Below are 25,198 nucleotides of genomic sequence, written 5' to 3'. Positions count from 1 at the left end.
CATGGCACCGCGCATACGCAACTGGCTGGCCGGCGTGGCCTGCGCCGCCGTGCTGCTGGCGGTCTTCACCTGGTATTTGCGGCCGGACTTCATGCTCACGCTGGCCGACCAGCTCTGGGCCTGCTTCTGACCATGCACCCGCACGGCCGGCCCTCGGAGTGGATCGTGCGCTGGGCGCATCTGGTGCCCGCCGGCGGCGCGGTGCTGGACGTGGCCTGCGGGCCGGGCCGGCACCTGCGCTGGTTTCATGAGCGAAATCACCCTGTAACAGGCGTGGATCAAGCGCCAGAAGCTATTGAATCAATAGCACCCTACGGTGAAGCCATCCAGGCCGACATCGAAGGCGGGCCCTGGCCGCTGGTCGGCCGGCAGTTCGCTGCCGTGGTCGTCACCAACTACCTGTGGCGCCCGCTGCTGCCGCACATCGTGGACTGCGTGGCTCCCGGCGGCGTGCTGCTGTACGAGACCTTCGCTCAGGGCAACGAGACCGTGGGACGGCCCGCGCGGGCCGACTTCCTGCTGGCGCCGGGCGAGCTGCTGCGCGCCTGCGCGCCGCTGCGGGTGGTGGCCTACGAGGACGGCTTCCTGGACGGGCCGCCGCGCTTCGTGCAGCGCATCGCCGCCGTGCGCCCGCCCGCCGCGCCCGCCGGGGTCGTTCGCCTGCCCCTGGTGCCTCGGGCTTGAGGGATGGCAAGCCCTAGTTAGAATGCTTTTTTTGCAGTTTCCGACCGCGCCATGACCTTTCCCAGCGCCCCCCTGACGGGCAGCATCGTCGCCCTTGCCACTCCCATGCACGATGACGGCAGCGTGGACTACCCCACCCTGCGCAAACTCATCGACTGGCACATCCAGGAAGGCACGGACTGCATCGGCGTGGTGGGTACGACGGGAGAGTCGCCCACGGTCAATGTCGAGGAGCACCGCGAGATCATCCGCGTGTCCGTGGAGCAGGCCGCCGGCCGCGTGCCCGTGATGGCCGGCTGCGGCGCCAATTCCACGCATGAGGCCATCGCCCTGGCGCGCTACGCCAGCGAAGTGGGCGCGAGCAGCCAGCTGCAGGTTGTGCCCTACTACAACAAGCCCACGCAGGAAGGCCAGTACCAGCACTTCAAGGCGATCGCCGAAGCCGTGGGCGACCTGCCCATGGTGCTGTACAACGTGCCCGGCCGCTCAGTAGCGGACATGCACCACGAGACCGTGCTGCGTCTGGCCCAGGTGCCCGGCATCATCGGCATCAAGGAAGCCACCGGCGACATCTCCCGCGCGCAATGGCTGATCCGCGACGTGCCCAAGGGCTTCGCCGTGTACTCCGGCGACGACCCGACGGCCGTGGCCTTGATGCTGTGCGGCGGCCAGGGCAACATCAGCGTGACGGCCAATGTGGCCCCGCGCCTGATGCGCGAGTTGTGCGCCGCCGCCATCGCCGGCGACGCCCGCCGTGCCATGGAGATCCAGTTCCGCCTGCTGCCCCTGCACAAGCACCTGTTCGTCGAGGCCAACCCCATTCCCGTCAAGTGGGCCATGGCCCGCATGGGCCTGTGCGGCCCGGCCATGCGCCTGCCGATGACCCCGCTGACTCAGGCCAACGAACCCGTGGTGGAAGGCGCCCTGCGCGCCGCCGGCCTGGTGGCCTGAGCGCCGCCTGCCGCCTTTCCCCTGCTGCCCTTTTCTTTGCGCTCGCGCACCAACGAGGATTTACGCGTGAACCCTGGCACCCGCATCGGCCTGATCGGCCTCGCCCTGTCCCTGTCGGCCTGCTCCGTCCTGGAGGGCGACAAGATCGACTACAAAAGCGCCACCAAGGGAGCCACGCTGGAGGTGCCGCCGGACCTGACGCAGCTGTCGCGCGACACCCGCTACACCGTGCCCGGCGGCGTGGTCTCGGCCGCGGCCTTCGAGGCCGGTCAGGCCCAGCAGCCCCGCGGAGCGGCCGCCAGCACCGCCCCCGTGAAGATCGGCGACGTGCGCATCGAGCGTGACGGCAACCAGCGCTGGCTGGTGGTGGACCGCCCGGTGGACCAGCTGTGGGAGCCGGTGCGCGACTTCTGGCTGGACAACGGCTTCGTCTACACCCTGGAGCAGCGCGACCTGGGCCTGCTGGAAACCGACTGGGCCGAGAACCGCGCCAAGCTGCCGCAGGACTTCATCCGCCAGACCATCGGCAAGGTGTTCGATTCGCTGTATTCCACCGGCGAGCGCGACAAGTTCCGCACCCGCATGGAGCGCCGTGCCGACGGCAGCACCGAGATCTACGTGACCCACCGCGGCATGATGGAGGTCTACAGCAGCTCGCAGAAGGACCAGACCGTCTGGCAGCCGCGCGCGTCCGATCCCGAACTGGAAACCGAATTCCTGCGCCGCATGATGGTCAAGCTGGGCGTGAGCGAGGAGCAGTCGCGTGCTGCTGCGGCCGCGCCCATCCCGGCCGCACCCTCGGCGCGCATCGGCAACGTGGGCGGCGTGCCCGTGGTGCAGCTGGACGAGCCCTTCGACCGCGCCTGGCGCCGCATCGGCGTGTCGCTGGACCGCACGGGTTTCACCGTCGAGGACCGTGACCGTAGCCAGGGCGTGTACTTCGTGCGCTACGTGGAGCCCAACGCCAACAAGAAGGAGCAAGGCTTCTTCGGCAAGCTGTTCAGCCGCAACGCGGATGCCGCGGCGCCGCTCAAGTACCGCATCGTGGTGCGCAGCGAGGGCAACCAGAGCACGGTGTCCGTGCTCAACGCCGCCGGCGCGCCCGAGAGTTCGGCCAACGCCGAGCGCATCGTGCGCGTCATCGCCGACGACCTGAAGTAACTTGCTGCGCTTTCGCAACCTGGCCAGCGGCAGTGGCGGCAACGCCACCCTGATCGAAGGACGCAGCGGCGCTCACACGCGCCGGCTGCTCATGGACTGCGGCCTGAGCCTGCGCCAGGTGGACGCGCGCCTGGCCGCCGCCGGCACCAGCGCCGCGCAGCTGGACGCCGTGTTCATCACCCACGAACACTCGGACCACACGGGTTGCGTGCTCAAGCTGGCGCTGCGCGAGCGCATCCCCGTGTGGATGAGCCAAGGTACCTGGGAAGGCATGGGCGCACCCGAGCTGGAGGGCCTGCTGCGCATCGCGCGCGACGGCGAGCCCATCGACCTGGGCGACTTCGAGGCCCGGCCCTTTGCCGTGCCCCACGATGCGCGCGAGCCGCTGCACCTGCGCTGCAGCGACGGGGCCACGCACATCGGCCTGATGACCGACCTGGGCCATGCCGGCGAACACGTGCTGCAGCAGCTGCAGGGCTGCCACGCGCTGCTGCTGGAGACCAACCACGACAGCGACATGCTGCAGGGCGGCCGCTACCCGGCCTTTCTGAAGCGGCGCATCGCCGGTCCTTACGGCCACCTGCCCAACGACGCCAGCGCCGACCTGCTGCACGCGCTGTGTCACCCCGGCCTGCGCCACGTGGTGGCCGCCCACCTGAGCGTGCGCAACAATCAGCCGCACCTGGCCCAGGCCGCACTGGCCGGTGCCTGGGGCTGCGCCGACACGGACATCATCGTCGCCGACCAGCGCACGGGCACCGGCTGGGTCGAAGCCAGCTATTAGCCCGCGACTGCCACTGGAGCTGACGCAAAACAAAACCCCGTCCGCCTGAGCGGTACGGGGTTTTTGCTTTGCGTTGCCCACTGCCTGGGCCATGGGGCCCAGCAGAAGGCAGCAGGAAGGCCCGGATTACTTGGCTTCTTGCGAAGCGGCGCCCGTCGCAGCGGCAGCGGCAGCGTCCGCAGCAGCCTTGGCGTCTGCAGCAGCGGCATCGGAAGCGGCGTCGACGGCGGCAGCCGGGGCTTCGACCGAAGCGGGGGCCTCGGCAGGAGCGGGCGCGGGCTCGGGTGCCGGAGCGGGCGCTTCCACCGGTGCAGGAGCAGGAGCAGGTGCCGGCTCTTCCTTCTTGCCGCAGGCGGCCAGGGCAACGGCAGCAACCAGGGCAGCCAGAACAACGGAGTTCTTCATTGCAGTCTTCCTATGATGGACAGGGATAGTTATGAAACGCCGTGACCCTTGCCGCGATGGCCAAGGACCGGCTGGGGCACTCCACATGCCCCGGGGCAAAACCAGCCGATGATTATCCGTCAATCCTGAATAACGCGTAGCCCGCCGCTACAGCCCCAGCACCGAGGCGGGAAAGGCCGGACTGCTCTTGCGCTCTATCCATTCGTTCAAGGTTTCGCGCAGCTGCACGCGCCGGCTGGGCTCGCTGCCCGTGATGCCCACGCTGCGCACCGGGTCCAGGCGATGCAGCACCCAGGCCGGCGACCACAGGGCGCTGGGCAGGGCCAGCGGGTCGGTGCCCGTGCCCTTGCGGCAGGTGATGAGGTGGTCCCACTGGCGGCGCCACTGCACGAAGCGCGGATGGCGGCGCACCACTTCGGCATAGTCCAGCGCCAGCAGCGTGCAGCGCCGTCCGGCGCGCGACCACTGCTGCAGCGTCTCGACGACCTCACGCTCCCCCAGCGGCCAGTCCACGAACTCGGCATCGGCCAGGATCAGTTCACCCCAGCCTTCGCGCGCGGCCGTGGCCAGCGCATCGCGCACCCGCTGACGAAACTCCTCGCGGCCTTCGAAGCGCCCCTCAGGCAGGGCGGGCGGTACTGCATTCATGTCATCCATGCACGAACCCCTCGGCCTCAGTCGGGCCCGGCCCGGCGTGCGCCCAGCCGGCGTCGCACCAGGTGGATAGCAGCTCCAGCGCCTCATCGCTGGCGCGGGCCAGCTCGGCCGGCGTCAGCGCGCGGGCGTCGGCCAGGCGCCGCATCAGCGCCGCGTCGCGCCCGGCGGCGCGGTAGCTCTCGCCATTGATGAAGATGTGCCGCGCGTCATACATCATGCGGGTGCGCCGGTCCAGCGCCACGCTCTCCAGCAGGCCGGCGCCCGCGCCCGGCTCGAACCAGACGTTGGACTTGGGCTCGGTCAGCGCCTCGCCCAGCGCGCACTCCAGCGCCTGCGGCTGGGCCAGGGCCCGCTCGACAGCCTGGCGGGCAAAGGCCTGCAGCTCTTGCGGAATGGCGCCCGGCGTGGCCACGGCCGGCTGCTGCGGGTCGCGGTAGATGGGGCCGCCCTCCTCGTCGGCCGCGGCGTCGGCCATGCGCAGCAGCACCTCGTGCGCCAGACCGGCCCGGCTAGGCGAGCGAAAGCCGATGGAGTACGTCATGCACTCGCCCTCGGCCACGCCGTCGTGCGCCCAGCGTGGGGGCAGGTACAGCAGGTCGCCGGGCTCCAGCACATATTCCTCTTCCGGCTCGAAGTTCGCCAGAATCTTGAGCGGCAGGCCGTCCACCAGCTCCAGGTTTTTCTGCCGGCCGATGCGCCAGCGCCTGCGGCCCTGGGCCTGCAGCAGGAACACGTCGTAGCTGTCAAAGTGCGGGCCGACACCGCCACCATCACTGGCGTAGCTGATCATCAGGTCGTCCAAGCGCGCCTGCGGCACGAAGGCGAACTGCTGCATCAGCGCGTGCGTGGCATCGTCGTGCAGGTCCACACCTTGCACCAGCACGGTCCATTCACGGATGGACAGGGGTGGAATGGCGCGGCGCGGCAGCGGCCCGTGGCGCAGCAGCCAGCGCCCGTCCTTGTGCTGGATCAGGCGCGACTCCGCATCCTCGCTGCCCGCCAGCTGCAGCAGGGCGCTGCGCGAGACGGGCGGCTTGAAGCCGGCAATGGCCTGGCGCACCAGCAACGGCTTTTTATGCCAGTGGCGACGCATGAATTGTTCGGCGCTCAGGCCGCCCAGCAGCGGCAGCGGTTGTTGTACGTCCATGGGGTGTGGCGGCCGGGCGGGCGGCGGCAAGGCAGAAGGGAGCTGCGACAATTGTCCTATGGAAATCAACGAACAATGCGTGGTCGCCCTGACCTGGGTGCTCAAGGACACCCTGGGCGAGGAACTGGATGTGCTGGACGATCCGGTGGAATTCCTCGTCGGCGGCGACGATCTGCTGGAGCGCATCGAGCAGGCCCTGCAAGGCTATGGAGCCGGGGCCGAACTATCCCTGCATCTGGAGCCCGAGGACGCCTTTGGCGACTATGACGGCCAGCTGCTCTTCCTGGAGCCGCGCGCCCTCTTCCCGGACGAGCTGGAAGAAGGCATGACCTTCGAGGGCTCGGCCCTGCCGGCGGGCGCCAGCGTGGACGCCCCGCGCGACGCGCTGTACACCGTGGCACAGATCTATCCGGACCACGTGGTGCTGGACGGCAACCACCCCCTGGCCGGCATGGCGCTGCGGCTGCAGGTCAAGGTACACGCCGTGCGCGAGGCCACTGAGCAAGAGCTGGAACGCCGTACGGCTGGTGCGGGGTTCTTCCGCATCCAGCCGCAGGCACCGGGCAGCGACACGCTGCATTGAAGGGCCGAAGGCGGTTAAGCACCGCCCTCAGCTCCTTTCACGTCAAATGCGCGAGATTTGCCCCGCGTACAGGCGCACGCGGTCGCCCGTTCGCAAGTCGCCCGGCGTGGGCACCTCGTACACGCGCTGGCCGCCACGGTCCAGCTGGATGGTGATGCGGTAGGCCTCGTAGTCAACGCGGTCGTTGCGCGATTCAATGGCATTGCCGGCCAGGGCACCACCCACGGCGCCGATGGCGGTGGCGGCGGTGCGGCCACCGCCGCTGCCAATCTGGTTGCCCAGCACGCCGCCCACCACGGCGCCCAGTACGGCGCCGGCGCCCGTGGTGCGGTTGCGCGCCTGCAGGCCCTCGATGTAGGAGACGGTACCGTATTCGGTCACGCGTTCGTCGTAGCTCGGGTAGGTCTGTGCCGGCTGGCCCGAGTAGTAGGGCTGGTCGCCGTAGCGCGGCGCCTCGGCGCATGCGGCCAGCGCTCCGGCCAGCGTGACGGCGCCGGCAATGGCGGCGAGACGGGAATATGTGCGCATGGCTTCACTCCTTGTTTGTTGACTGTCAGACGGAAAGACAGCGGCGCAGGCGACACGACCCACGCTGCAGGCTTTCGATTGAAGCAAGGGACGCCGCGCGCGCGGGCCGGGCAAAGGCCGGCGGGCGCGTAGTTCGCGCCAGCGCCTGGCCGTCAGCAGGCGCTGACAGGCGCCCCGTCAATGGCGCCCGGTGGAGCCGTAGCCGCTCTCGCCGCGCTGGCTGGCGGGAAATTCCTGCACCACGCGGAACTGCGCCTGCACCACCGGCACGATGACCAGCTGCGCCAGGCGCTCCATGGGCTGCAGGGTGAAGGCGGTGTCGCTGCGGTTCCAGGCGCTCACCATCAGCTGGCCCTGGTAGTCGCTGTCGATCAGCCCCACCAGGTTGCCCAGCACGATGCCGTGCTTGTGCCCCAGGCCCGAGCGCGGCAGGATCAGCGCGGCGTAGCCGGGGTCCTTCAGGTACATGGCGATGCCGGTGGGCACCAGCTGCCAGGCGTTGGGCTGCAGCAGCAGCGGCGCGTCCAGGCAGGCGCGCAGGTCCAGGCCGGCGCTGCCCGGCGTGGCATAGGCGGGCAGCTGATCCGCCAGGCGGGGGTCAAGAATCTTGATGTCGACGTTCATGCGGCGCGAGTGTGCCGCAGGCGCCGGGCGATTTCGGCCACCAACTGGCGCGCCAGCTCGGCCTTGGAGGCGCGCGGCAGCTCGCGGTGGCCGTCGGCGTCGACCAGCAGCAGGGCATTGTCGTCCTGGCCGAAAGTGGCCGGGCCGATGTTGCCCACCAACAGCGGCACGCCTTTGCGCTGGCGCTTGGCGCTGGCGTGCTCCAGCAGGTTCTCGCTCTCGGCGGCGAAGCCCACGCAGTACAGCTGGCCGCTGCGCGCGCGCGGCGACTGCGCCACGGTGGCCAGGATGTCCGGGTTCTCCACGAAGGCCAGGGCCGGCACGGTGCCCGAGCCGTCCTTCTTGATCTTGTGATCGGCGCTGGTCGCCGGGCGCCAATCGGCCACGGCCGCTGTTGCTATTAATACAGTAGCTGTCTGCGCTTGTCCAGCAACGGTTTCAAGCATATTTTGTGCCGAAACCACATCCAGCCGCCGCACGCCGCGCGGAGTGGGCAGGTGCACCGGGCCGGCCACCAGCGTGACCTCGGCACCGGCCTCGCGCGCGGCGCGGGCAATGGCAAAGCCCATCTTGCCCGATGACAGGTTGGTGATGCCGCGCACCGGGTCGATGGCCTCGAAGGTCGGCCCGGCGGTGATCAGCACCTGCTGCCCCGCCAGCAGCTTCGGCGCGAAGAAGACGGTTAGCTCCTCCAGGATCTCGGCGGCCTCCAGCATGCGCCCGTCGCCGGTCTCGCCGCAGGCCTGGTCGCCGTGGCCCACGCCCAGCACGGTGGCGCCGTCGGCCTGCACCTGGGCCAGGTTGCGCTGGGTGGCGGGGTGGGCCCACATCTCGCGGTTCATGGCCGGGGCCAGCAGCAGGGGTACGCGCTCGCTGGGGCGGGCCAGGCACAGGAGGCTGAGCAGCTCGTCCGCCCGGCCCTGCGCCAGACGCGCGATGAAGTCCGCGCTGCAGGGGGCGATCAGTACCGCGTCGGCCTCGCGCGAGAGATTGATGTGGGCCATGTTGTTGGCCTCGCGAGCGTCCCACTGCGAGCCGTACACGGGGCGGCCGGTCAGAGCCTGCATGGTCACGGGAGTGATGAACTGCTCGGCCGCTTCGGTCATCACCACCTGTACGGTGGCCTGCGCCTTGATGAGCAGCCGGGCCAGCTCGGCCACCTTGTAGCAAGCCACGCCTCCGGAGAGGCCCAGCACGATGTGTTTGCCAGCGAGTGCAGTCATGGGCCGCGATTCTGGCAGAGGGCCGCCGACGCGGCCGTGCGGGCGTAGCTACTCCTCGGGCGCAATGGTTTTCGTCGTGACCACGGCCACCGGATCGCTGGCCGGGAAGGTGGCTTCCACAGCGTCGTCCAGCGTGCTTTCGGGGACCTTGCGCACCTGCAGCTCTGGCTGCTCCTGCGGGTCCGCAGCGCCGGCCGGCGCGGGCCCGGCCTGCGGCCGAGGCGGTTCAGGCAGGGCGCTGCCGGGCCGGGTGGATGCGGTGTCGCGTTCGCTCATATGTCCTCCTGGGTGGTTGGGCTGGAAAGACCTGGGGTCAATAGCAAGTTTGAAACAAAAAACGGCTCAAACCCTTGTGCAGCCTGCGCAGGCAGCTATGGATTAAGGAGTTGAAGCACTCCCGCGCAGGCAGCGGCGGACGCCGCCCGCTCACGAGCCGCCGGCGCTGCCGGCAGCCGCCGGCGGCTCGTGAGCGGGCATGGTGGCATGGGCACCAGTCAGGTCCGGGATTTGCACCACCACGCCCTGCTCCCAGGCGTTGGCGCCCGGGGCGATCGGGGGCGCCGGGATGTCGGCGCGGCTGGCGCGCCGCTCCTGGGTGCTCACGCCAAACCGCTCATCGCGCGTCTGCACCATGACGGCATCGGCCTGGCCGTCCGCGGTGAAGCCCATCATCAGCTGGGGCGTGCCCAGTGGAAGGCCCTTGCCCTGGTCGGTGTGCCAGGTGTGCCAGGTCTTGCCGTAGGTGCCCACCAGGCGAGCCATCAGCGCATGTTCCGCCGCCTGGGGAATGCCGGGCGCGATGAGCTGTCCGGACTTCACCTCGTGCACATGGCTGTGCCACAGGTCCTTCTCGGCTTCGGGCAGCGACTCGAACTGGCGCTGGCTGACGATGTACTCCACGCCCATCAAGCGGGCGTCCTGCACGTTGCCATCGAAGATCACGCACTGGATCAGCTCCTCGCCCAGGATGGCGCAATAGTGGTGCGCCTCGGTCTGCGCCTGCATGCGGCCGTTGTAGAAATGAAAACCGTCCAGGTAGGCATTGAGGGCCTCGACGGGGGGGCTTGTCCTGCAGCAGCGCGGCACCGGCATCCAGCGCCCGCGTGCCGGGGGCAGCCGGGGCACCTGCCAGAGGCACTGCCGAGCTGGTGTTGTCGCCCCCGCAGGCGACCAGCACAGCGGCCAGGCACAGGCTGGCCACGGGGCCGCGTGAGAGCACAAGGGGACGGATGCAAGAGGGCATGCACAGGCTCCTGGAAAGGCTCGCGCCAGAGCGGGCGCGCAGCCGTCAGCTTGCGCGTCTGGGGCATCCCGGGTGTAGGACGGCTCGTCGCCAGGCGTCGGCGGCAAGCGGGTGCGGGACTGGCCCTCGCAGGCTGCAGGGCGCCACAGGTGCAAAGCTGCCGCCTGGCCCCGGCAAAGGCCTGCGCCAGCCGGCCGGTCCCGGGGTCGAACCTATAATCGCCATTTCCCACTCCATCCCGACATGACCAAATTCGTCTTCGTCACCGGCGGTGTGGTGTCTTCCCTGGGCAAGGGAATCGCCTCAGCCTCCCTTGCCGCGATCCTCGAATCGCGCGGCCTCAAAGTCACCCTCATCAAGCTCGACCCGTACATCAACGTGGACCCGGGCACCATGTCCCCCTTCCAGCATGGCGAGGTCTTCGTGACCGATGACGGTGCCGAGACCGACCTGGACCTGGGCCACTACGAACGCTTCATCGAAACCCGCATGAAGCAGACCAACAACTTCACCACCGGACGCATCTACCAGTCCGTGCTGGAGAAGGAGCGCCGGGGCGACTACCTGGGCAAGACGGTGCAGGTCATCCCGCACGTCACCAACGAGATCCAGGAGTTCATCAAACGCGGCGCCGGCATCGGCACGCCCGACGCGGTGGACGTGGCCATCTGCGAGGTCGGCGGCACGGTGGGCGACATCGAATCCCTGCCCTTCCTGGAGGCGGTGCGCCAGCTGTCTTTGAAGCTCGGGCCGAACAATTCGGCCTTCGTGCACCTGACCTACCTGCCCTGGATCGAGACCGCCGGCGAGCTCAAGACCAAACCCACCCAGCACACGGTGCAGAAGCTGCGCGAGATCGGGATCCAGCCCGACGCCCTGCTGTGCCGCGCGCAAAAATCCGTGCCCGATGAGGAGCGCGAGAAGATCTCGCTGTTCACCAACGTGCCCGAGTGGGGCGTGATCTCCATGTGGGACGTGGACACCATCTACAAGGTGCCGCGCATGCTGCACGAGCAGGGCCTGGACGGGCTGATCTGCGACAAGCTGCGCCTGAACACGCCGCCGGCCAGCCTCAAGCGCTGGGACGACCTGGTGCACGAGTGCGAGCACCCGGGCGGCGAGATCCGCATCGCCATGGTGGGCAAATACACCGATCTGTCGGACGCCTACAAGTCCGTCAACGAGGCGCTCAAGCACGCCGGCATGCAAAACCACGTGCGCGTGCAGATCACGCACATGGACTCCGAAGGCATCACCGACGCCAACGCCGCCGAGCAGCTGGGCCGCTTCGACGCCATCCTGGTGCCCGGCGGCTTCGGCTCACGAGGAGTCGAGGGCAAGATCAGCACCGCCCGCTATGCGCGCGAGCACAAGGTGCCCTACCTGGGCATCTGCCTGGGGATGCAGGTGGCCACCATCGAATACGCGCGGCACATGGCGCAGCTGGACGGCGCCAACTCCACCGAGTTCGACCAGGCCAGCCCGCATCCCGTCATCGCCCTCATCACCGAGTGGAAGAACGAGGACGGCCGCGTGATGACGCGCCACGAGAACTCCGACCTGGGCGGCACCATGCGCCTGGGCGCGCAGACCTCCAACGTGCAGCCCGGCACCCTGGCCCACCGCATCTACGGCGACACGGTGACCGAGCGCCACCGCCACCGCTACGAGGCCAACGTGCAGTACCTGGACCGCTTGCGCGACGCCGGCCTGGTCATCTCGGCGCAGACCCAGCGCGAGCAGCTGACCGAGATCGTCGAGCTGCCGCAGGACGTGCATCCCTGGTACATGGGCGTGCAGTTCCACCCCGAGTTCAAGTCCACGCCGTGGAACGGCCACCCGCTGTTCAACGACTTCGTGGCCGCCGCCGTGCGGCACCACCAGCAGGGCGCGCAGGCCAGCGCCTGAGGCCTCTACAAGGACACCACCACCATGCAACTGTGCGGCTTTCCCGTCGGCCTTGAACACCGCTTCTTCCTGATCGCCGGCCCCTGCGTGGTCGAGTCCGAGCAGCTGCAGCTGGACGTGGCCGGCCAGCTCAAGGAGATCACCCAGGCACTGGGCATCCCTTTCATCTTCAAGAGCAGCTTCGACAAGGCCAACCGCAGCTCGGGCACGAGCTTTCGCGGCCCGGGCATGGACAAGGGGCTGGAGATCCTGGCCAAGGTGAAGAAGGAGATCGGCGTGCCCGTGCTGACCGACGTGCACACCGAAGCCGAAGTGCCGCACGTCGCCGCCGTGGTGGACGTGCTGCAAACGCCCGCCTTCCTGTGCCGCCAGACCGATTTCATCCGCGCCGTGGCCCAGTCGGGCAAGCCGGTGAACATCAAGAAGGGACAGTTCCTGGCCCCGCACGACATGAAGAACGTCATCGACAAGGCCCGCGCCGCCGCGCGCGAGGCGGGCCTGTCCGAGGACCGCTTCATGGCCTGCGAGCGCGGCGCCAGCTTCGGCTACAACAACCTGGTGAGCGACATGCGCAGCCTGGCCATCATGCGCGAGACCGGCGCGCCGGTCGTCTTCGACGCCACGCACAGCGTGCAGCTGCCGGGCGGCCAGGGCACGAGCAGCGGCGGCATGCGCGAGATGGTGCCGGTGCTGTCGCGCGCCGCCGTGGCCGTGGGCGTGGCCGGCCTGTTCATGGAAACGCACCCGGACCCGTGCAACGCGCTGTCGGACGGCCCCAACGCCGTGCCGCTCAAGCACATGCGCGCGCTGCTGGAGACCCTGGTGCAGCTGGACGCCGTGACCAAGAAGAATGGCTTCCTGGAAAACGACTTCGGCGCCTGACCCTTCCACACGAACGAAAGAGAGACCCCCATGCCCAGCGGATACCTAATTGCCAACGTACGCGTGACCAACCCCGAGCAGTACGAGGAATACAAGAAGTGGTCCACCGCCGCCTTTCAGGCGCACGGCGCCGAGATCTGCGTGCGCGGCGGCCAGGTGGCGGTGATGGAAGGCGACTGGGAGCCGGAGCGCGTGGTGATCGCCAAATTCCCCAGCTTCGAGGCCGCCAAGGCCTTCTACGACTCGCCCGAGTACGGCAAGGCGCGCGCCGCGCGCGAGGGCGCGGCCGTCATGCGGCTGGTCTGCGTCGAAGGAATGTAATTTCTTTGGAGATTTTCATGCGGCACCTCCTTTTTCTATTTATTTTTACTCTTTCCTCGTGTGGAGGCGGCAGCGCAGGGAATGACCCGTTGCCAGTCGAGGAGGATACCGCACGCGACTGTCAAGATAAAGATCTCTTAAAGAATACAGACAATACGTGGAAACTGACTTATGAAACCTTCCAAAATGGATCGGTATCTGCAGTTATAGTTACCAAAACATTCCACATAGATTCTTTAAATGCAGAATTTTCCGACCAAAAAGAATTGACAGTTTTAAGTTTAAGTGAAACTCAGGTCACTCCCGGAACTATCGTCACTGAGAACTATAAAAGTTATTTCCGCCTTGGAGAAAACAGCGAGAAGACCGTGTATGGTTACATCAATGCGGGACAACTCAACATTAGCTCTTGGAATAACACTGAATACTATAATCCCGCTTATACCGATTCCAGATACAATCTGAAGAGTGGTGAAACTTTGAAATTTACCATCACCGGGAGATTTGTAAAAAATTCCTACTACCCCGGCTCTCCTGGACGAGAAGAGGGAGTCATTGAGAGGGCAAAGACAATTAAGTATGTGGGCAAGGATGCGATCACTACGCAAGTAGGCCAACTTAAAGCATGTAAATTTATTATTGATGATAGGCAAGAGTGGGTATGGCGCGGCTTCCCCATTCAGGAAGCCGACAATAAAGGAGAAATTACTCGACGCGTCAAAGAAATAACGCTGAACAATGCTGCCATCCGTCCGTAAGTTGGTCTGATTATTTTTTGCTCCATAAAAAGGCTTTAAAGTGAGTGCAATCGTTGACATCGTAGGCCGCGAAGTGCTGGACAGCCGCGGCAACCCCACCGTCGAATGTGACGTGCTGCTCGAATCGGGCGTGATGGGCCGCGCCGCCGTGCCTAGCGGTGCCTCCACCGGCAGCCGCGAGGCCATCGAACTGCGCGATGGCGACAAGAGCCGCTACCTGGGCAAGGGCGTGCTCAAGGCCGTGGAGCACATCAACACCGAGATCAGCGAGGCCGTGCTGGGCCTGGACGCCTCCGAGCAGGCCTTCCTGGACAAAACCCTGATCGACCTGGACGGCACCGACAACAAGTCGCGCCTGGGCGCCAACGCCATGCTGGCCGTCTCCATGGCCGTGGCACGCGCCGCCGCCGAAGAGGCCGGCCTGCCGCTGTACCGTTACTTCGGCGGCATGGGCGGCTGCCAGCTGCCAGTGCCGATGATGAACGTCATCAACGGCGGTGCACACGCCAACAACAGCCTGGACCTGCAGGAATTCATGATCATCCCCGTGGGCGCGCCGAGCTTTCGCGAAGCCGTGCGCTGGGGCGCCGAGGTGTTCCACGCCCTGAAGAAGATCATCAACGACCGCGGCATGAGCACCGCCGTGGGCGACGAGGGCGGCTTTGCGCCTTCCGTCGAGAACCACGAGGCCGCCATCCAGCTGATCCTGCAGGCCATCGAGGCCGCCGGCTACACCGCCGGCGAGCAGATCGCCCTGGGCCTGGACTGCGCGGCCAGCGAGTTCTTCAAGGACGGCAAGTACGTGCTGGAGGGCGAAGGCGGCCTGCAGCTCACCGCCCAGCAGTGGACCGACATGCTGGCCACCTGGGTGGACAAGTACCCCATCATCTCCATCGAGGACGGCATGGCCGAGGGTGACTGGGACGGCTGGAAGACCCTGACCGAGCGTCTGGGCAAGGATGTGCAGCTGGTGGGCGACGACCTGTTCGTGACCAACACCAAGATCCTGAAGGAAGGCATCGACAAGCGCATCGCCAATTCGATCCTCATCAAGATCAACCAGATCGGCACGTTGACCGAGACCTTCGCCGCCATCGAGATGGCCAAGCGCGCCGGCTACACCGCCGTGATCAGCCACCGCTCGGGCGAGACCGAGGACTCGACGATCGCCGACATCGCCGTGGGCACCAACGCCGGCCAGATCAAGACCGGCTCGCTGTCGCGCTCGGACCGCATCGCCAAGTACAACCAGCTGCTGCGCATCGAGGAAGACCTGGGCGACGTGGCCGAATACCCCGGTCGCGCGGCCTTCTACAACCTGCGCTGACGCACGGCGTCGCCCCGCTCCTGGCTGCCGCCCGGCTGACTGCGCCCCACCCCGCCATGGGCTCGCGCCTGGTCGCCCTCACCTTGCTGCTGCTGCTCGTGGTACTGCACGGGCAGCTGTGGACCGGGCGCGGCAGCATCGGCCAGGTGCAGGAGATGCGCCGCCAGCTGGCCGAGCAGCAGCAGGCCAACGCCCAGGCGCGCCAGGCCAACGAGCGCCTGGCCGCCGAGGTGCAGGACCTGCGCGAGGGCCTGGACATGGTGGAGGAAAAGGCCCGCAGCGAACTGGGCATGGTGCGCCAGGGCGAGATCTACGTGCACGTCACTCCCGCGCAGCAGCCCCAACCCACGCAAAAATAGTAGCTGCTCGCGCTTATCCGGCGCGGGTTTCAGCCACTTTTGATGCTTTTTTTGGCGTTTACTGCACGCCCGAGGACGCGGGCGGCTGCTTGCCCGGCTCGGTGAACAGCTGGGTCGCGTCCACCTTGTCGAAGTGGTACTGGCGGCCGCAGAAGTCGCAGCCCACCTCGACATCGCCGCGTTCATGGAGGATGGACTGCACCTCTTCGGCCCCCAGGCTGCGCAGCATGGCGCTCACCCGCTCGCGCGAACAGGTGCAGGCAAAGCGCGGGCCATCGGCGCCCTGGCGCGGCTCGAAGCGTAGCAGGCGCTCCTCCCAGAACAGGCGGTGCAGGATGGTCGGCACGTCCAGGCTCAAAAGCTCCTCGCGCGTCAGGCTGGCGGCCAGGGTGGCAATGCGGCGGTAGTCTTCGTCCTGCTGCGCGCGCTGCTCGTCGTCGTCCGCCCTGCCGGCGCCGCCAGCCAGGTTGCCTTCGCCCTGCACCGGCATGCGCTGGATCAGCAGGCCGGCGGCCACCTGGTCGTTGGCAGCCAGCACCAGCGTGGCGTCCAGCTGCTCGGACTGGCGCATGTACTGCGTGATGGTTTCGGCCAGGCTGCCCAGCTTGTCGCCCTGCGCGTCGTTCAGCGGCACCACGCCCTGGTAGGGCTGCTGGCCGGGCAGGCGGTCCTGCGGGTCGAGGGTGATGGCGCAGCGGCCCTGGCCGCCGGCGTTCACCAGATCGGGCAGGCGGGCGCCGTCCGGCACCTCGCCGCTGATGGTGGCCGTGGCGCGCAGCGCCAGGCTGGAGCGCACCTCGGCCACGGCCAGCTTGACCGGGCCGTCGCCGAACACCTGCAGCACCAGCGCGCCGTTGAACTTGATGTGGGACTGCATCAGCACCCCGGCGGCGGCCATCTCGCCCAGCAGCTCGGCCACGGGCGGGGGATAGGCGCCGGTCTCGCTGTTGCTGGCACGACGGGACAGCAGCTCGGTCCAGGCGTCGGTCAGGCGCACGATGGCGCCGCGCACGGGCAGGCCGTCAAACAGAAATTTATGCAGTTCGGACACGGGGGGATCAATCTCTTCAGTGGGGCCACGGCGGCAGTGCTCAGCCGATCTTGCGCAGCGTGGTGCGGAAGCTCCGGGCGTTGTCGACGTAGTGCTGGGCGCTCTGGCGCAGGCCCTCGATCTGCTCGGGCGTGAGCTGGCGCAGCACGCGCGCCGGGCTGCCCAGGATCATGGAGCCGTCGGGAAACTCCTTGCCCTCGGTGACCAGGGCGCCCGCGCCCACCAGGCAGTTCTTGCCGATCTTGGCGCCGTTGAGGATCACGGCGCCGATGCCGATCAGCGTCTCGTCGCCGATGGTGCAGCCGTGCAGCATGACTTGGTGGCCCACCGTCACCCGCTCGCCGATGACCAGGGGCTTGCCGAAGTCGGCGTGCAGCACGCTGGCGTCCTGCACATTGGAGCCGGCGCCGATGGTGATGCACTCGCAGTCGCCGCGCACCACGGCACCGAACCACACGCTGGCGTCCTTGCCCAGGCGCACGTTGCCCATGACCTGGGCGCTGTCGGCCACCCAGGCACTCTCCGCCAGCTGCGGCGCCACGCCTTCCAGTTCATAGATCGCCATCGCACCCGCCCTTCGTGTAGTTGCCAGAAAACTACAATTGTAGGGATGGAGCTTCGCCAACGCGCCCTGGAGGTCTTGTGCCTCACCGATGCAGAAGAAAAATCGGCCGCAGCCCTTGCCCTGCATGCGCAGGCAGCTATCGTTCCGATAGCAATCGACGCCACCTTCAAGCCCACCCGGGCCCTGCCCGGGCACCCGGCGCGGCCGCAGCTGCTGCAGCACACGCAGCTGGCGCGGCGCTCGCCCGCCACGCCCGAGGGCCGGGCCGTGCTGATCCACGCCATCGCCCACATCGAGTTCAACGCCATCAACCTGGCGCTGGATGCCATCTGGCGCTTTGCCGGCATGCCGCGCCAGTTCTACCTGGACTGGCTGCAGGTGGCCGGCGAGGAGGCGAAGCACTTTCGCCTGCTGCGCGACCATCTGCGCCAGCACCTGGATCACGACTACGGCGACTTTCCCGCCCACCAGGGCCTGTGGAGCATGTGCGAGAAGACGGCGCACGACATCGTCGCGCGCATGGCTCTGGTGCCGCGCACGCTGGAGGCGCGCGGGCTGGACGCCACGCCGCAGATCCAGCGCAAGCTGCGCAACGCCGGCACGGCCGATGCGCTGGCGGCGGTCGGCATCCTGGACATCATCCTGTGCGAAGAGGTTGGCCACGTGGCCATCGGCAACCACTGGTACGGCTGGCTGTGCGCGCGCGAGGGGCTGGAGCCCGTGGCGCACTACGCCCAGCTGGTGCAGCGCTACGAGGCGCCGCGGCCCAAACCCCCGCTGAACACCGCCGCCCGCCGCGCGGCCGGCTTTTCCGAAGCCGAGCTGCAGTGGCTGGAACACGGCTAGGGCGCAGGGCGCCTCCCTACAATGACCGCTGCCATGACAAAGCCTTACCCCTTGACCCCCGCCGGCGGAGAGGGCGCCATGATCGCGCGCCAGGCCATCATGAACGGCCAGCAGTCCGTGGTGGGCTATGAACTGTTCAACCGCTCGCGCAGCCTGCACACGGCCGCCAGCGACGTGACCCTGGTGTTCACCGCGCTGTCGCACGCCGGCACCGAGGAGCTGGTGGGCAAGATGCTCATCTTCGTGAACTGCACGCACGAGAGCCTGTCCGGCGGCCACCTGGACCTGGTCAACCCGGACAAGGTGGTGCTGGAGATCCCCCCGCTGGGCCATGCCGCGGCCGACGAGGTGCACGCCCGCCTGCCCATCCTGGCCGAGCTGCAGGGGCGCGGCTTTCACCTGGCCTTCAACCATACGGTGCTGCAGTCGGCCTACGCGCCCTGGCTGCCGCTGGCCGACTACATCAAGCTGGACATGTCGGTGCTGGCGCCCGATCAGGTGGCGGTGTTCATCAACTACGCCGGCCGGCACTGCCAGGCCGAGCTGATCGCCGAGAAGATCGAGACCGCGCAGCAGTACGACCAGGTCTCCACCCTGGGCGTTCAGCTGTTCCAGGGCTTTTGGTTCTCGCGCCCCACGCTGGTGCAGGCCAAGGTGCTCACCCCGGCGCAGGCCACCATCGTGCAGCTGCTCAACCTGGTGCGCAGCCAGGCCGAGGCCGAGGCCATCGAGGACGTGCTGAAGAAGGACGCCAGCCTGGCCTTCAACCTGATGCGGCTGATCAACTCTGCTGGGCTGGGCATGACGCGCGAGATCACCTCGCTGCGCCAGGCCGTCATGCTGCTGGGCCTGAAGAAGCTGTTCCGCTGGGCGGCGCTGTTGCTCACCGCCGTGCGCAGCAGCGGCACGCCGGCGGCCGTGGGCCAGACCGCCGTGGTACGCGGGCGGCTGATGGAGCTGCTGGCCCTGCAGCTGCAGGGCCCCGAAGAGGCCGACCAGGCCTTCGTCATCGGCCTGTTCTCCCTGCTCGACCAACTGCTGAACATGCCTCTGCCCGACGCCATCGGCCTGCTGGCCCTGCCCGAGGCAACGGCCCAGGCCCTGCTGCACCACCGCGGCCCGCACGGCACGCTGCTGGCCCTGGCGCAGGCCTGCGAGAGCGGTGACGACGCCGCCTTCGCCCAAGCAACCCAGGCCCTGGGCCTGAGCAGTGAACAGGTCAACGCTGCCCACCTGCAGGCGATTGCCTGGGCCGATGCCATCGCCGTGTAGCAGCAGCCTTCTAGAATCCGGCAACTCCTGTTGCAGCTCCTTGCATCCTCTCTTTCCATGCCCGACACCCTGGACAGCCCTCCCCCGATCACCGACGCCAGCGAAGCCGGTACCGACAACCTGGTCAGCATCGCCCGCCAAGCCATCCTGGACGAAAAGCGCGCGGTGTTCGGCTACGAGCTGTTCGACCGCTCCACGGCCGCCGACGCACACACCGCCGCCAGCGATGCGGCGCTGCTGTTCAACGCCCTGTCCTATGCCGGCTCCGAGGCCCTGGTGGGGCGCAAGACGGTGTTCATCAACTGCATGCTGGAGAGCCTGTCCGGCGCGCATCTGGAGCTGATCCACCCCGAGAAGGTGGTGCTGGAGGTACCCACCCTGGGTGCCAGCGCCACGCCCGAGCAGATCGCCGGGATCATCCCCACGCTGCAGGGCCTGCGCTCGCGCGGCTTTCGCATCGCTTTCAACCAGGAGGTGCTGCGCCGCGCCTATGCCGCCTGGGTCCCGCTGGCCTCCTTCATCAAGCTGGACCTGCAGGCCTTCAAACCCGAGCTGGCCGAGCCGCTGGTGAAGTTCGCCACGGCACACAGCCAGGCCAAGCTGGTGGCCGAGAAGGTGGAGACGGCCGAGCAGTACGAGCGCATGGCCGCGCTGGGCGTCAAGCTCTTCCAGGGCTACTGGTTCGCCCGCCCGACGCTGGTGCAGGCGCAGACCATCCGGCCGTCGCAGGCAACCATCCTGCAGCTCATCAACCTGGTGCGCAAGCAGGCGGCGGTATCGGAAATCGAGGACCTGCTGAAGAAGGACCCGACGCTGTCGTTCAACCTGCTGCGCTTCATCAATTCCTCGGGCTTCGGGCTGTCGGTGGAGATCACCTCCTTCCGCCACGCCGTCATGATCCTGGGCCTGAAGAAGCTGTTTCGCTGGGCAGCGCTGCTGCTGACCACCTCGCGCAACACCGGCTCGCCCCCGGCCGTGGGCCAGACCGCCGTGGTGCGCGGGCGCCTCATGGAGTTGCTGGCCGCCGAGCTGCTGCCGCCCGAGGACTGCGACAATGCCTTCGTGGTGGGCGTGTTCTCGCTGCTGGACGCCATGCTGGGCGTGCCCCTGGAGCGCGCCCTGGAGACCGTCGCCCTGCCCCAGCCTGTGGTGGATGCGCTGATGCACAACCAGGGCGTGTTCGCGCCGTTCCTGGAGCTGACCCGCGCCTGCGAGAGCGGCGACGACGAGGCCTTCGCCCGCGCCGCCGAGGCGCTGCACCTGTCCAACCGCCAGGTCAACTGGGCCCACCTGCAGGCGCTGACCTGGGCCGAGAGCCTCACCGCCGAGGATTAAAAAAAGCGCGCGCTCCGGCGCTAGCCGCGCGGGTGGTGCTGCGCGTGCAGCAGCTTGAGCCGCTCGCGCGCCACGTGGGTGTAGATGGTGGTGGTGGAGATGTCCGCATGCCCCAGCAGCAGCTGCACCACGCGCAGATCCGCGCCGTGGTTGAGCAGGTGCGTGGCAAAGGCGTGGCGCAGCGTGTGCGGCGACAGCGGCGCGGTGATGCCCGCCACGCGCGCATATTTCTTCACCACCATCCAGAACATCACCCGGCTCATGGCAGCGCCGCGCTGGGTCACGAACAGGTCGTCCGTCTGCCGGCTACCCAGAATGGCGCCGCGCGCCTCGGCCAGGTAGCGCTCCAGCCAGCTGCGGGCCTCTTCGCCAAACGGCACCAGCCGCTCCTTGGCCCCCTTGCCCAGCACCCGCAGCACGCCCTCGGCCATGCCCACATGCAGCGTCTTGAGGGTTACCAGTTCGCTCACGCGCAGGCCGCTGGCATACATCAGCTCCAGCATGGCGCGATCGCGCAGGCCCAGCGGGGTGTCGACCGGAGGTGCCTGCAGCAGTGCCTCCACCTGCCCCTGGGTCAGCGTGCCGGGCACGCGCAGGGGCTGGCGCGCCGCCTGCAGGCGCACCGTGGGGTCTTGCAGCACCAGGCGCTCGCGCAACGCCCAGGCATAAAAGCGCCGGAACACGGTCAGCCGCCGATTGGCCGTGGTGGCCCGCGTCTGCGCGTGGCGGTGGGCCAGGTAGCCGTTCAGCTCCGCCTCGCCGGCCCGCGCCAGGCCCGTGCCCTGCTCGGCCAGCCAGTCGGCCAGCGCCACCAGGTCGCGCCGGTAGGCCTGCAAGGTGTTGCGCGCCAGACCATCCTGCAGCCACAGCGCATCGACGAACTGGTCGATGAGCGGCTCCTGCTGGGCGGCCTTCGGAGGGGAGACGGCTGAGGAAATCATGGCGCACGCAGTCGGAAAGCGAGTATCACGGATGGTTATCACGCCCTGCGGCAATCCGCGAAAACCCTTGAAAGGTTTGTCGGACCCGTCCTGTCGGATGCCTCTGGTTACGCTATTCTGCCCGCTCCCTTTTGCTCGAAAAACAGGAGACCCCTACATGCGCTGGCTTCAGAAACTCGGCCTCGGCCTCACCCTGGGCACGGCCCTCGTGGCCTCGGTGGCCCATGCCCAGCAACAACAGTTCGTCAACGTCCTGACCGGCGGCCAGAGCGGCGTCTACTACCCGCTGGGCGTGGCGCTGTCGCAGGTGTACGCCAAGTCCATCCCCAACGTGCGCGCCACGGCCCAGGTGACCAAGGCATCCGCCGAGAACCTGAACCTGCTGCAGGCAGGCCGCGGCGAAGTGGGCTTCTCCCTGGGTGACTCTGTCTCCGACGCCTGGAAGGGCGACGCCGAAGCCGGTTTCCCCAAGAAGCTGGACAAACTGCGCGGCCTGTCCGCCACCTACAACAACTACATCCAGATCGTCGCCAACGCCGACGCCGGCATCAAGACGCTGGCCGACCTGAAGGGCAAGCGCATCTCCGTGGGCGCCGCCCGCTCCGGCACCGAGCTGAACGCACGCGCCATCTTCAAGGCCGCGGGTATCGACTACAAGGACCTGGCCAAGGTGGAATACCTGCCGTTCGGCGAGTCGGTGGAGCTGATCAAGAACCGCCAGCTGGACGCCACGCTGCAGTCCGCCGGTCTGGGCGTGGCTTCCATCCGCGACCTGGCCACGGCCGTGAAGATCGTGGTGGTGCCGATTCCCGCCGAGACAGTGGCCAAGGTGGGCGACGCCGCCTACCAGCCTGCCACCATCCCGGCCGGCACTTATGGCGGCCAGGACGCGGATGTGCCGACCGCAGCCATCCCCAACTACCTGATCACGCACGCCGGCGTGTCCGACGAGCTGGCCTACCAGATGGCTAAGCAGTTGTACGAACATCTGGATACCCTGAAATCCGCACACAATGCGGCCAAGGCGATCCAGAGGGAGAACGCCACCAAGGGCATGCCCATCCCCCTGCACCCGGGGGCCGAGCGCTACTACAAGGAAGTGGGCGTCATCAAGTAAGACGCCTGGCACTGGAAACCGGCCCCGCTTCAAGGGGCCGTTTTTTTTCCGCATGAGACATACCCATGAACGATTCAACGACCGATAGCCCGGGTACCGGCCTGCGCGGCGCCGTCTTTGCGGTGGCCATCCTGTTTTCCAGCTACCAGATCTGGATGGCGGCATTCCACCCGCTGTCCAGCCAGGTCATCCGCGCACTGCACGTGGGCTTCGTGCTGCTGATGATCTTCATCCTCTACCCGCCGCTGCAGGGCGGCAGCACCGGCGCGGCGCGGCTGGGCAAGATCCTGGGCTGGACGCTGGGGCTGGTGGGCTTCGTCTTCAGCCTGTACCACTGGGTGTTCGAGTCCGACCTGACGGCCCGCGCCGGCGAGCTCATTCCCATGGACTGGGTCATCGGCGTGACCATCGTCGCCCTGGTGTTCGAAGCGGCGCGCCGCGCCATGGGCTGGGGCCTGCCGCTGATCTGCGGCATCTTTCTGCTCTACGGCCTGTTCGGCCAGCACTTGCCGGGTCCGTTGGCGCACCGCGGCTTCGGGCTGGACCAGATCGTGAGCACGCTGGCCTTCGGCACCGAGGGCATCTACGGCACGCCCGCCTACGTGTCCTCCACCTACATCTTCCTGTTCATCCTGTTCGGCGCCTTTCTGGAGCAGGCGGGCATGATCAACCTGTTCAACGACTTCGCCCTGGGCACCGTGGGCCACACACGCGGCGGCCCGGCCAAGGTCTCGGTCATCTCCTCGGCTCTCATGGGCACCATCAACGGCTCGGGCGTGGCCAACGTGGTGACCACCGGCCAGTTCACCATCCCGCTGATGAAGCGCTTCGGCTACGCCCCGGCCTTTGCGGGCGGCGTGGAGGCCACCGCCAGCATGGGCGGGCAGATCATGCCGCCGGTGATGGGCGCCGTGGCCTTCATCATGGCCGAGACCATCAACGTGCCCTACGTGGACATCGTCAAGGCCGCCGTCATCCCGGCCATGCTGTACTTCTTCACCGCCTTCTGGATGGTGCACCTGGAGGCCGGGCGCAAGGGTTTGACCGGCCTGTCGCGCGAGGAGTGTCCCAACCCCTGGACCGCCGTGCGCCAGCGCTGGTACCTGCTGCTGCCGCTGATCGGCCTGGTGGCGCTGCTGTTTTCCGGCTACACGCCCATGTTCTCGGGCACGGTGGGCCTGGCGCTGACGGTGGTGCTGATCTTCGGCGCGGCCGTCGCCAGCGGCGTGCGTGGCACGCCGCTGCGGGCGCTGTTCTGGGTGCTGCTGGGCTTTGCCTGCGCCGGCTTTTTCTACTTCGGCGTCGGCACCTTCATCGTGGTCACGCTGATGCTCGTCGCCTTGACCTACATCCGCCGCACGGGCGGTGACGCGCGCCGCCTGGCGCTGGCCGCGCTGGCCGACGGCGCGCGCCACGCACTACCCGTGGCCATCGCCTGCGCGCTGGTCGGCGTGATCATCGGCATCATCAACCTCACCGGCGTGGCCGCGGAACTGGGCGGGCGCATCATCCTGATCGGTGAGAAGAGCCTGTTCCTGGCGCTGTTCCTGACCATGCTGACCTGCCTGGTGCTGGGCATGGGCATCCCGACCATTCCCAACTACATCATCACCAGCTCCCTGGCGGCGCCGGTGCTGCTGCAGCTGGGCGTGCCGCTCATCGTCTCGCACATGTTCGTCTTCTACTTCGGGATCATGGCGGACCTGACGCCGCCCGTGGCCCTGGCCGCATTCGCCGCCGCGCCGATCGCGCGCGAGAGCGGCCTGAAGATCGGCATGCAGGCCGTGCGCATCGCCATCGCCGGCTTCGTCGTGCCCTACATGGCCGTGTACAGCCCGGCGCTGATGCTGCAGGGAGGTACGTGGCTGGCCACCGTCTGGGTGGTGTTCAAGGCCCTGGTGGCCGTGACCATGTGGGGCGCCGGCGCCATCGGCTACCTGTTCGGCCCGCTGAACTGGCTCGAGCGCCTGGTCGCCGTCGCCTCCGCCAGTCTGCTGGTGGTGGCGCTGCCGATGACGGACGAGGTCGGCCTGCTGGCCGTCGGCCTGTTCCTGGTGTGGCACGCGCGGCGCTCACGCAAGCAGGTCGCCGTGGCCTGATCCATGCCGCTGACGGGTATCTGCCTGGCGCTGGCGGCCTCGGCCGCCGCGCAGGTCTTCATTCCAGCCTCCCAGTTCACCGTGGCGTGGACCCACTCCATCGAGAAGGTGCGCTGGGAAGAAGACTATGCCGTGCTCCCTGGTCCGCCGGTGGCGCTGCGCGCCCTCTCGGCGCGGGTGCGCGGATCGGCCGCTGGCATGGAGCCGCCCGACGACGCGCAACTGCGGGGCGGCTGGTACCACTACCGGCCCACCACACCGCTGCCGGAGGCGCTGCGCCTGACCCGCTCGGAATTCACCCCCGACTTCACGCTGTGCGTGCACGGCAGCTGCCGCCCCATGGGGCACTGGCTGCCTTCGGACGGAGGCATCACGCTGCTGTCTGCCTGCACGCAGCCGCACGCCGACGGCGCCCCCGGCTGAACAC

At 67.9% G+C, this 25,198-nt stretch carries 29 protein-coding genes; 18 read left to right on the top strand and 11 right to left on the bottom strand.

What is annotated here, in order from left to right; translation table 11 throughout:
• Position 1: 1 nt before the first annotated feature.
• From RT282_RS05205 to RT282_RS05185, 5 genes are all read left to right on the top strand, one after another.
• Positions 2 to 130: a hypothetical protein gene (locus tag RT282_RS05205; protein WP_312307238.1), complete on the top strand. Its 129-nt coding sequence runs from the start codon at positions 2 to 4 to the stop codon at positions 128 to 130.
• Positions 131 to 132: 2 nt separating this feature from the next.
• Positions 133 to 684, top strand: coding sequence for a class I SAM-dependent methyltransferase (locus tag RT282_RS05200; protein ID WP_313312226.1), 552 nt, complete (start codon positions 133 to 135; stop codon positions 682 to 684).
• A 51-nt stretch (positions 685 to 735) separates the two neighbouring features.
• Positions 736 to 1,635, top strand: a complete 900-nt coding sequence (gene dapA, locus RT282_RS05195; RefSeq protein WP_312307236.1) for a 4-hydroxy-tetrahydrodipicolinate synthase — start codon at positions 736 to 738, stop codon at positions 1,633 to 1,635.
• A 66-nt stretch (positions 1,636 to 1,701) separates the two neighbouring features.
• Positions 1,702 to 2,796, top strand: a complete 1,095-nt coding sequence (gene bamC / locus RT282_RS05190; protein ID WP_312307235.1) for an outer membrane protein assembly factor BamC — start codon at positions 1,702 to 1,704, stop codon at positions 2,794 to 2,796.
• 1 nt (position 2,797) lies between these two features.
• A complete protein-coding gene (locus RT282_RS05185; RefSeq protein ID WP_313312223.1) occupies positions 2,798 to 3,580 on the top strand; it encodes an MBL fold metallo-hydrolase in 783 nt (260 codons plus the stop codon).
• Positions 3,581 to 3,706: 126 nt separating this feature from the next.
• On the opposite strand, the gene RT282_RS05180 is transcribed toward RT282_RS05185, so the two are convergent.
• From RT282_RS05180 to RT282_RS05170, 3 genes are all read right to left on the bottom strand, one after another.
• On the bottom strand, positions 3,707 to 3,985 hold the full coding sequence (locus tag RT282_RS05180; RefSeq protein WP_312307233.1) for a hypothetical protein: 279 nt from the start codon (positions 3,983 to 3,985) through the stop codon (positions 3,707 to 3,709).
• 147 nt (positions 3,986 to 4,132) lie between these two features.
• Complete coding sequence (locus RT282_RS05175; protein WP_312307232.1) at positions 4,133 to 4,642, bottom strand: hypothetical protein; 510 nt, start codon at positions 4,640 to 4,642, stop codon at positions 4,133 to 4,135.
• Positions 4,635 to 5,789, bottom strand: coding sequence for a cupin domain-containing protein (locus RT282_RS05170; protein ID WP_313312221.1), 1,155 nt, complete (start codon positions 5,787 to 5,789; stop codon positions 4,635 to 4,637). Before RT282_RS05170 ends, RT282_RS05175 begins: the two co-directional genes overlap by 8 nt.
• Before the next feature lie 58 nt (positions 5,790 to 5,847).
• Here RT282_RS05170 and RT282_RS05165 point away from each other — a divergent pair, with 58 nt between their 5' ends.
• Positions 5,848 to 6,372: a peptidylprolyl isomerase gene (locus RT282_RS05165; RefSeq protein ID WP_313312219.1), complete on the top strand. Its 525-nt coding sequence runs from the start codon at positions 5,848 to 5,850 to the stop codon at positions 6,370 to 6,372.
• Positions 6,373 to 6,414: 42 nt separating this feature from the next.
• Here the strand turns inward: RT282_RS05165 and RT282_RS05160 are convergent, their stop codons facing one another.
• The 5 genes from RT282_RS05160 to RT282_RS05140 all read right to left on the bottom strand — a co-directional run bounded on the left by RT282_RS05160 (position 6,415) and on the right by RT282_RS05140 (position 9,839).
• Positions 6,415 to 6,900 carry a glycine zipper 2TM domain-containing protein gene (locus RT282_RS05160; RefSeq protein WP_313312218.1) on the bottom strand — a complete coding sequence of 162 codons (486 nt, stop codon included), beginning with the start codon at positions 6,898 to 6,900 and terminating at the stop codon, positions 6,415 to 6,417.
• Between the two features lie 177 nt (positions 6,901 to 7,077).
• Positions 7,078 to 7,524 carry a dUTP diphosphatase gene (dut, locus tag RT282_RS05155; protein WP_312757554.1) on the bottom strand — a complete coding sequence of 149 codons (447 nt, stop codon included), beginning with the start codon at positions 7,522 to 7,524 and terminating at the stop codon, positions 7,078 to 7,080.
• Positions 7,521 to 8,747 carry a bifunctional phosphopantothenoylcysteine decarboxylase/phosphopantothenate--cysteine ligase CoaBC gene (gene coaBC / locus RT282_RS05150; RefSeq protein WP_312757552.1) on the bottom strand — a complete coding sequence of 409 codons (1,227 nt, stop codon included), beginning with the start codon at positions 8,745 to 8,747 and terminating at the stop codon, positions 7,521 to 7,523. The genes dut and coaBC overlap by 4 nt, the downstream gene beginning before the upstream one ends.
• A gap of 48 nt (positions 8,748 to 8,795) precedes the next feature.
• Positions 8,796 to 9,023 (bottom strand): hypothetical protein, encoded by a 228-nt coding sequence (locus RT282_RS05145; protein WP_313312214.1) that lies wholly within the window; start codon positions 9,021 to 9,023, stop codon positions 8,796 to 8,798.
• 150 nt (positions 9,024 to 9,173) lie between these two features.
• The gene (locus RT282_RS05140; RefSeq protein ID WP_313312211.1) at positions 9,174 to 9,839 is read right to left on the bottom strand and encodes an OBAP family protein; all 666 of its coding nucleotides are present in this window, start codon (positions 9,837 to 9,839) and stop codon (positions 9,174 to 9,176) included.
• Positions 9,840 to 10,233: 394 nt separating this feature from the next.
• Here RT282_RS05140 and RT282_RS05135 point away from each other — a divergent pair, with 394 nt between their 5' ends.
• From RT282_RS05135 to ftsB, 6 genes are read left to right on the top strand one after another with little or no spacing between them, the layout of a single operon-like run.
• Positions 10,234 to 11,898, top strand: a complete 1,665-nt coding sequence (locus RT282_RS05135; RefSeq protein ID WP_313312209.1) for a CTP synthase — start codon at positions 10,234 to 10,236, stop codon at positions 11,896 to 11,898.
• A gap of 24 nt (positions 11,899 to 11,922) precedes the next feature.
• Complete coding sequence (kdsA, locus tag RT282_RS05130) at positions 11,923 to 12,780, top strand: 3-deoxy-8-phosphooctulonate synthase (RefSeq protein ID WP_313312207.1); 858 nt, start codon at positions 11,923 to 11,925, stop codon at positions 12,778 to 12,780.
• A gap of 30 nt (positions 12,781 to 12,810) precedes the next feature.
• Positions 12,811 to 13,101 (top strand): DUF1330 domain-containing protein, encoded by a 291-nt coding sequence (locus tag RT282_RS05125; RefSeq protein ID WP_312305387.1) that lies wholly within the window; start codon positions 12,811 to 12,813, stop codon positions 13,099 to 13,101.
• A gap of 17 nt (positions 13,102 to 13,118) precedes the next feature.
• Complete coding sequence (locus RT282_RS05120; RefSeq protein ID WP_313312205.1) at positions 13,119 to 13,859, top strand: hypothetical protein; 741 nt, start codon at positions 13,119 to 13,121, stop codon at positions 13,857 to 13,859.
• Between the two features lie 40 nt (positions 13,860 to 13,899).
• Positions 13,900 to 15,186, top strand: a complete 1,287-nt coding sequence (eno, locus tag RT282_RS05115; RefSeq protein ID WP_313312203.1) for a phosphopyruvate hydratase — start codon at positions 13,900 to 13,902, stop codon at positions 15,184 to 15,186.
• A 56-nt stretch (positions 15,187 to 15,242) separates the two neighbouring features.
• Positions 15,243 to 15,545, top strand: a complete 303-nt coding sequence (ftsB, locus tag RT282_RS05110) for a cell division protein FtsB (RefSeq protein ID WP_312305378.1) — start codon at positions 15,243 to 15,245, stop codon at positions 15,543 to 15,545.
• A 58-nt stretch (positions 15,546 to 15,603) separates the two neighbouring features.
• Here ftsB and RT282_RS05105 read toward each other — a convergent pair whose 3' ends face one another.
• Both RT282_RS05105 and RT282_RS05100 read right to left on the bottom strand, forming a co-directional pair.
• Positions 15,604 to 16,596: an Hsp33 family molecular chaperone HslO gene (locus RT282_RS05105; protein WP_313312200.1), complete on the bottom strand. Its 993-nt coding sequence runs from the start codon at positions 16,594 to 16,596 to the stop codon at positions 15,604 to 15,606.
• A gap of 40 nt (positions 16,597 to 16,636) precedes the next feature.
• Positions 16,637 to 17,161, bottom strand: a complete 525-nt coding sequence (locus tag RT282_RS05100; RefSeq protein ID WP_313312197.1) for a gamma carbonic anhydrase family protein — start codon at positions 17,159 to 17,161, stop codon at positions 16,637 to 16,639.
• A 45-nt stretch (positions 17,162 to 17,206) separates the two neighbouring features.
• On the opposite strand from RT282_RS05100, the gene RT282_RS05095 reads away from it, so the two are divergent.
• The 3 genes from RT282_RS05095 to RT282_RS05085 are packed head-to-tail and all read left to right on the top strand — an operon-like array spanning position 17,207 to position 20,614.
• Complete coding sequence (locus RT282_RS05095) at positions 17,207 to 18,007, top strand: ferritin-like domain-containing protein (protein WP_313312195.1); 801 nt, start codon at positions 17,207 to 17,209, stop codon at positions 18,005 to 18,007.
• 33 nt (positions 18,008 to 18,040) lie between these two features.
• Positions 18,041 to 19,279 carry an HDOD domain-containing protein gene (locus tag RT282_RS05090; RefSeq protein WP_313312194.1) on the top strand — a complete coding sequence of 413 codons (1,239 nt, stop codon included), beginning with the start codon at positions 18,041 to 18,043 and terminating at the stop codon, positions 19,277 to 19,279.
• 57 nt (positions 19,280 to 19,336) lie between these two features.
• Complete coding sequence (locus RT282_RS05085; RefSeq protein WP_313312192.1) at positions 19,337 to 20,614, top strand: HDOD domain-containing protein; 1,278 nt, start codon at positions 19,337 to 19,339, stop codon at positions 20,612 to 20,614.
• 20 nt (positions 20,615 to 20,634) lie between these two features.
• On the opposite strand, the gene xerD is transcribed toward RT282_RS05085, so the two are convergent.
• The gene (gene xerD, locus RT282_RS05080) at positions 20,635 to 21,555 is read right to left on the bottom strand and encodes a site-specific tyrosine recombinase XerD (protein ID WP_313312191.1); all 921 of its coding nucleotides are present in this window, start codon (positions 21,553 to 21,555) and stop codon (positions 20,635 to 20,637) included.
• 157 nt (positions 21,556 to 21,712) lie between these two features.
• On the opposite strand from xerD, the gene RT282_RS05075 reads away from it, so the two are divergent.
• The 3 genes from RT282_RS05075 to RT282_RS05065 all read left to right on the top strand — a co-directional run bounded on the left by RT282_RS05075 (position 21,713) and on the right by RT282_RS05065 (position 25,194).
• Positions 21,713 to 22,672 (top strand): TAXI family TRAP transporter solute-binding subunit, encoded by a 960-nt coding sequence (locus tag RT282_RS05075; RefSeq protein WP_313081371.1) that lies wholly within the window; start codon positions 21,713 to 21,715, stop codon positions 22,670 to 22,672.
• A 65-nt stretch (positions 22,673 to 22,737) separates the two neighbouring features.
• The gene (locus RT282_RS05070; protein WP_312305356.1) at positions 22,738 to 24,771 is read left to right on the top strand and encodes a TRAP transporter permease; all 2,034 of its coding nucleotides are present in this window, start codon (positions 22,738 to 22,740) and stop codon (positions 24,769 to 24,771) included.
• A gap of 3 nt (positions 24,772 to 24,774) precedes the next feature.
• Positions 24,775 to 25,194, top strand: a complete 420-nt coding sequence (locus RT282_RS05065) for a DUF1850 domain-containing protein (RefSeq protein ID WP_312305354.1) — start codon at positions 24,775 to 24,777, stop codon at positions 25,192 to 25,194.
• Positions 25,195 to 25,198 lie beyond the last annotated feature (4 nt).

It is taken from the genome of Pulveribacter sp. (assembly GCF_032079985.1).
In the GTDB taxonomy this organism is placed as follows: Bacteria; Pseudomonadota; Gammaproteobacteria; order Burkholderiales; family Burkholderiaceae_C; genus Melaminivora.
The sequence above is the reverse complement of the archived record's forward strand: the minus strand, read 5'-3'. Positions and strand labels throughout refer to the sequence as shown.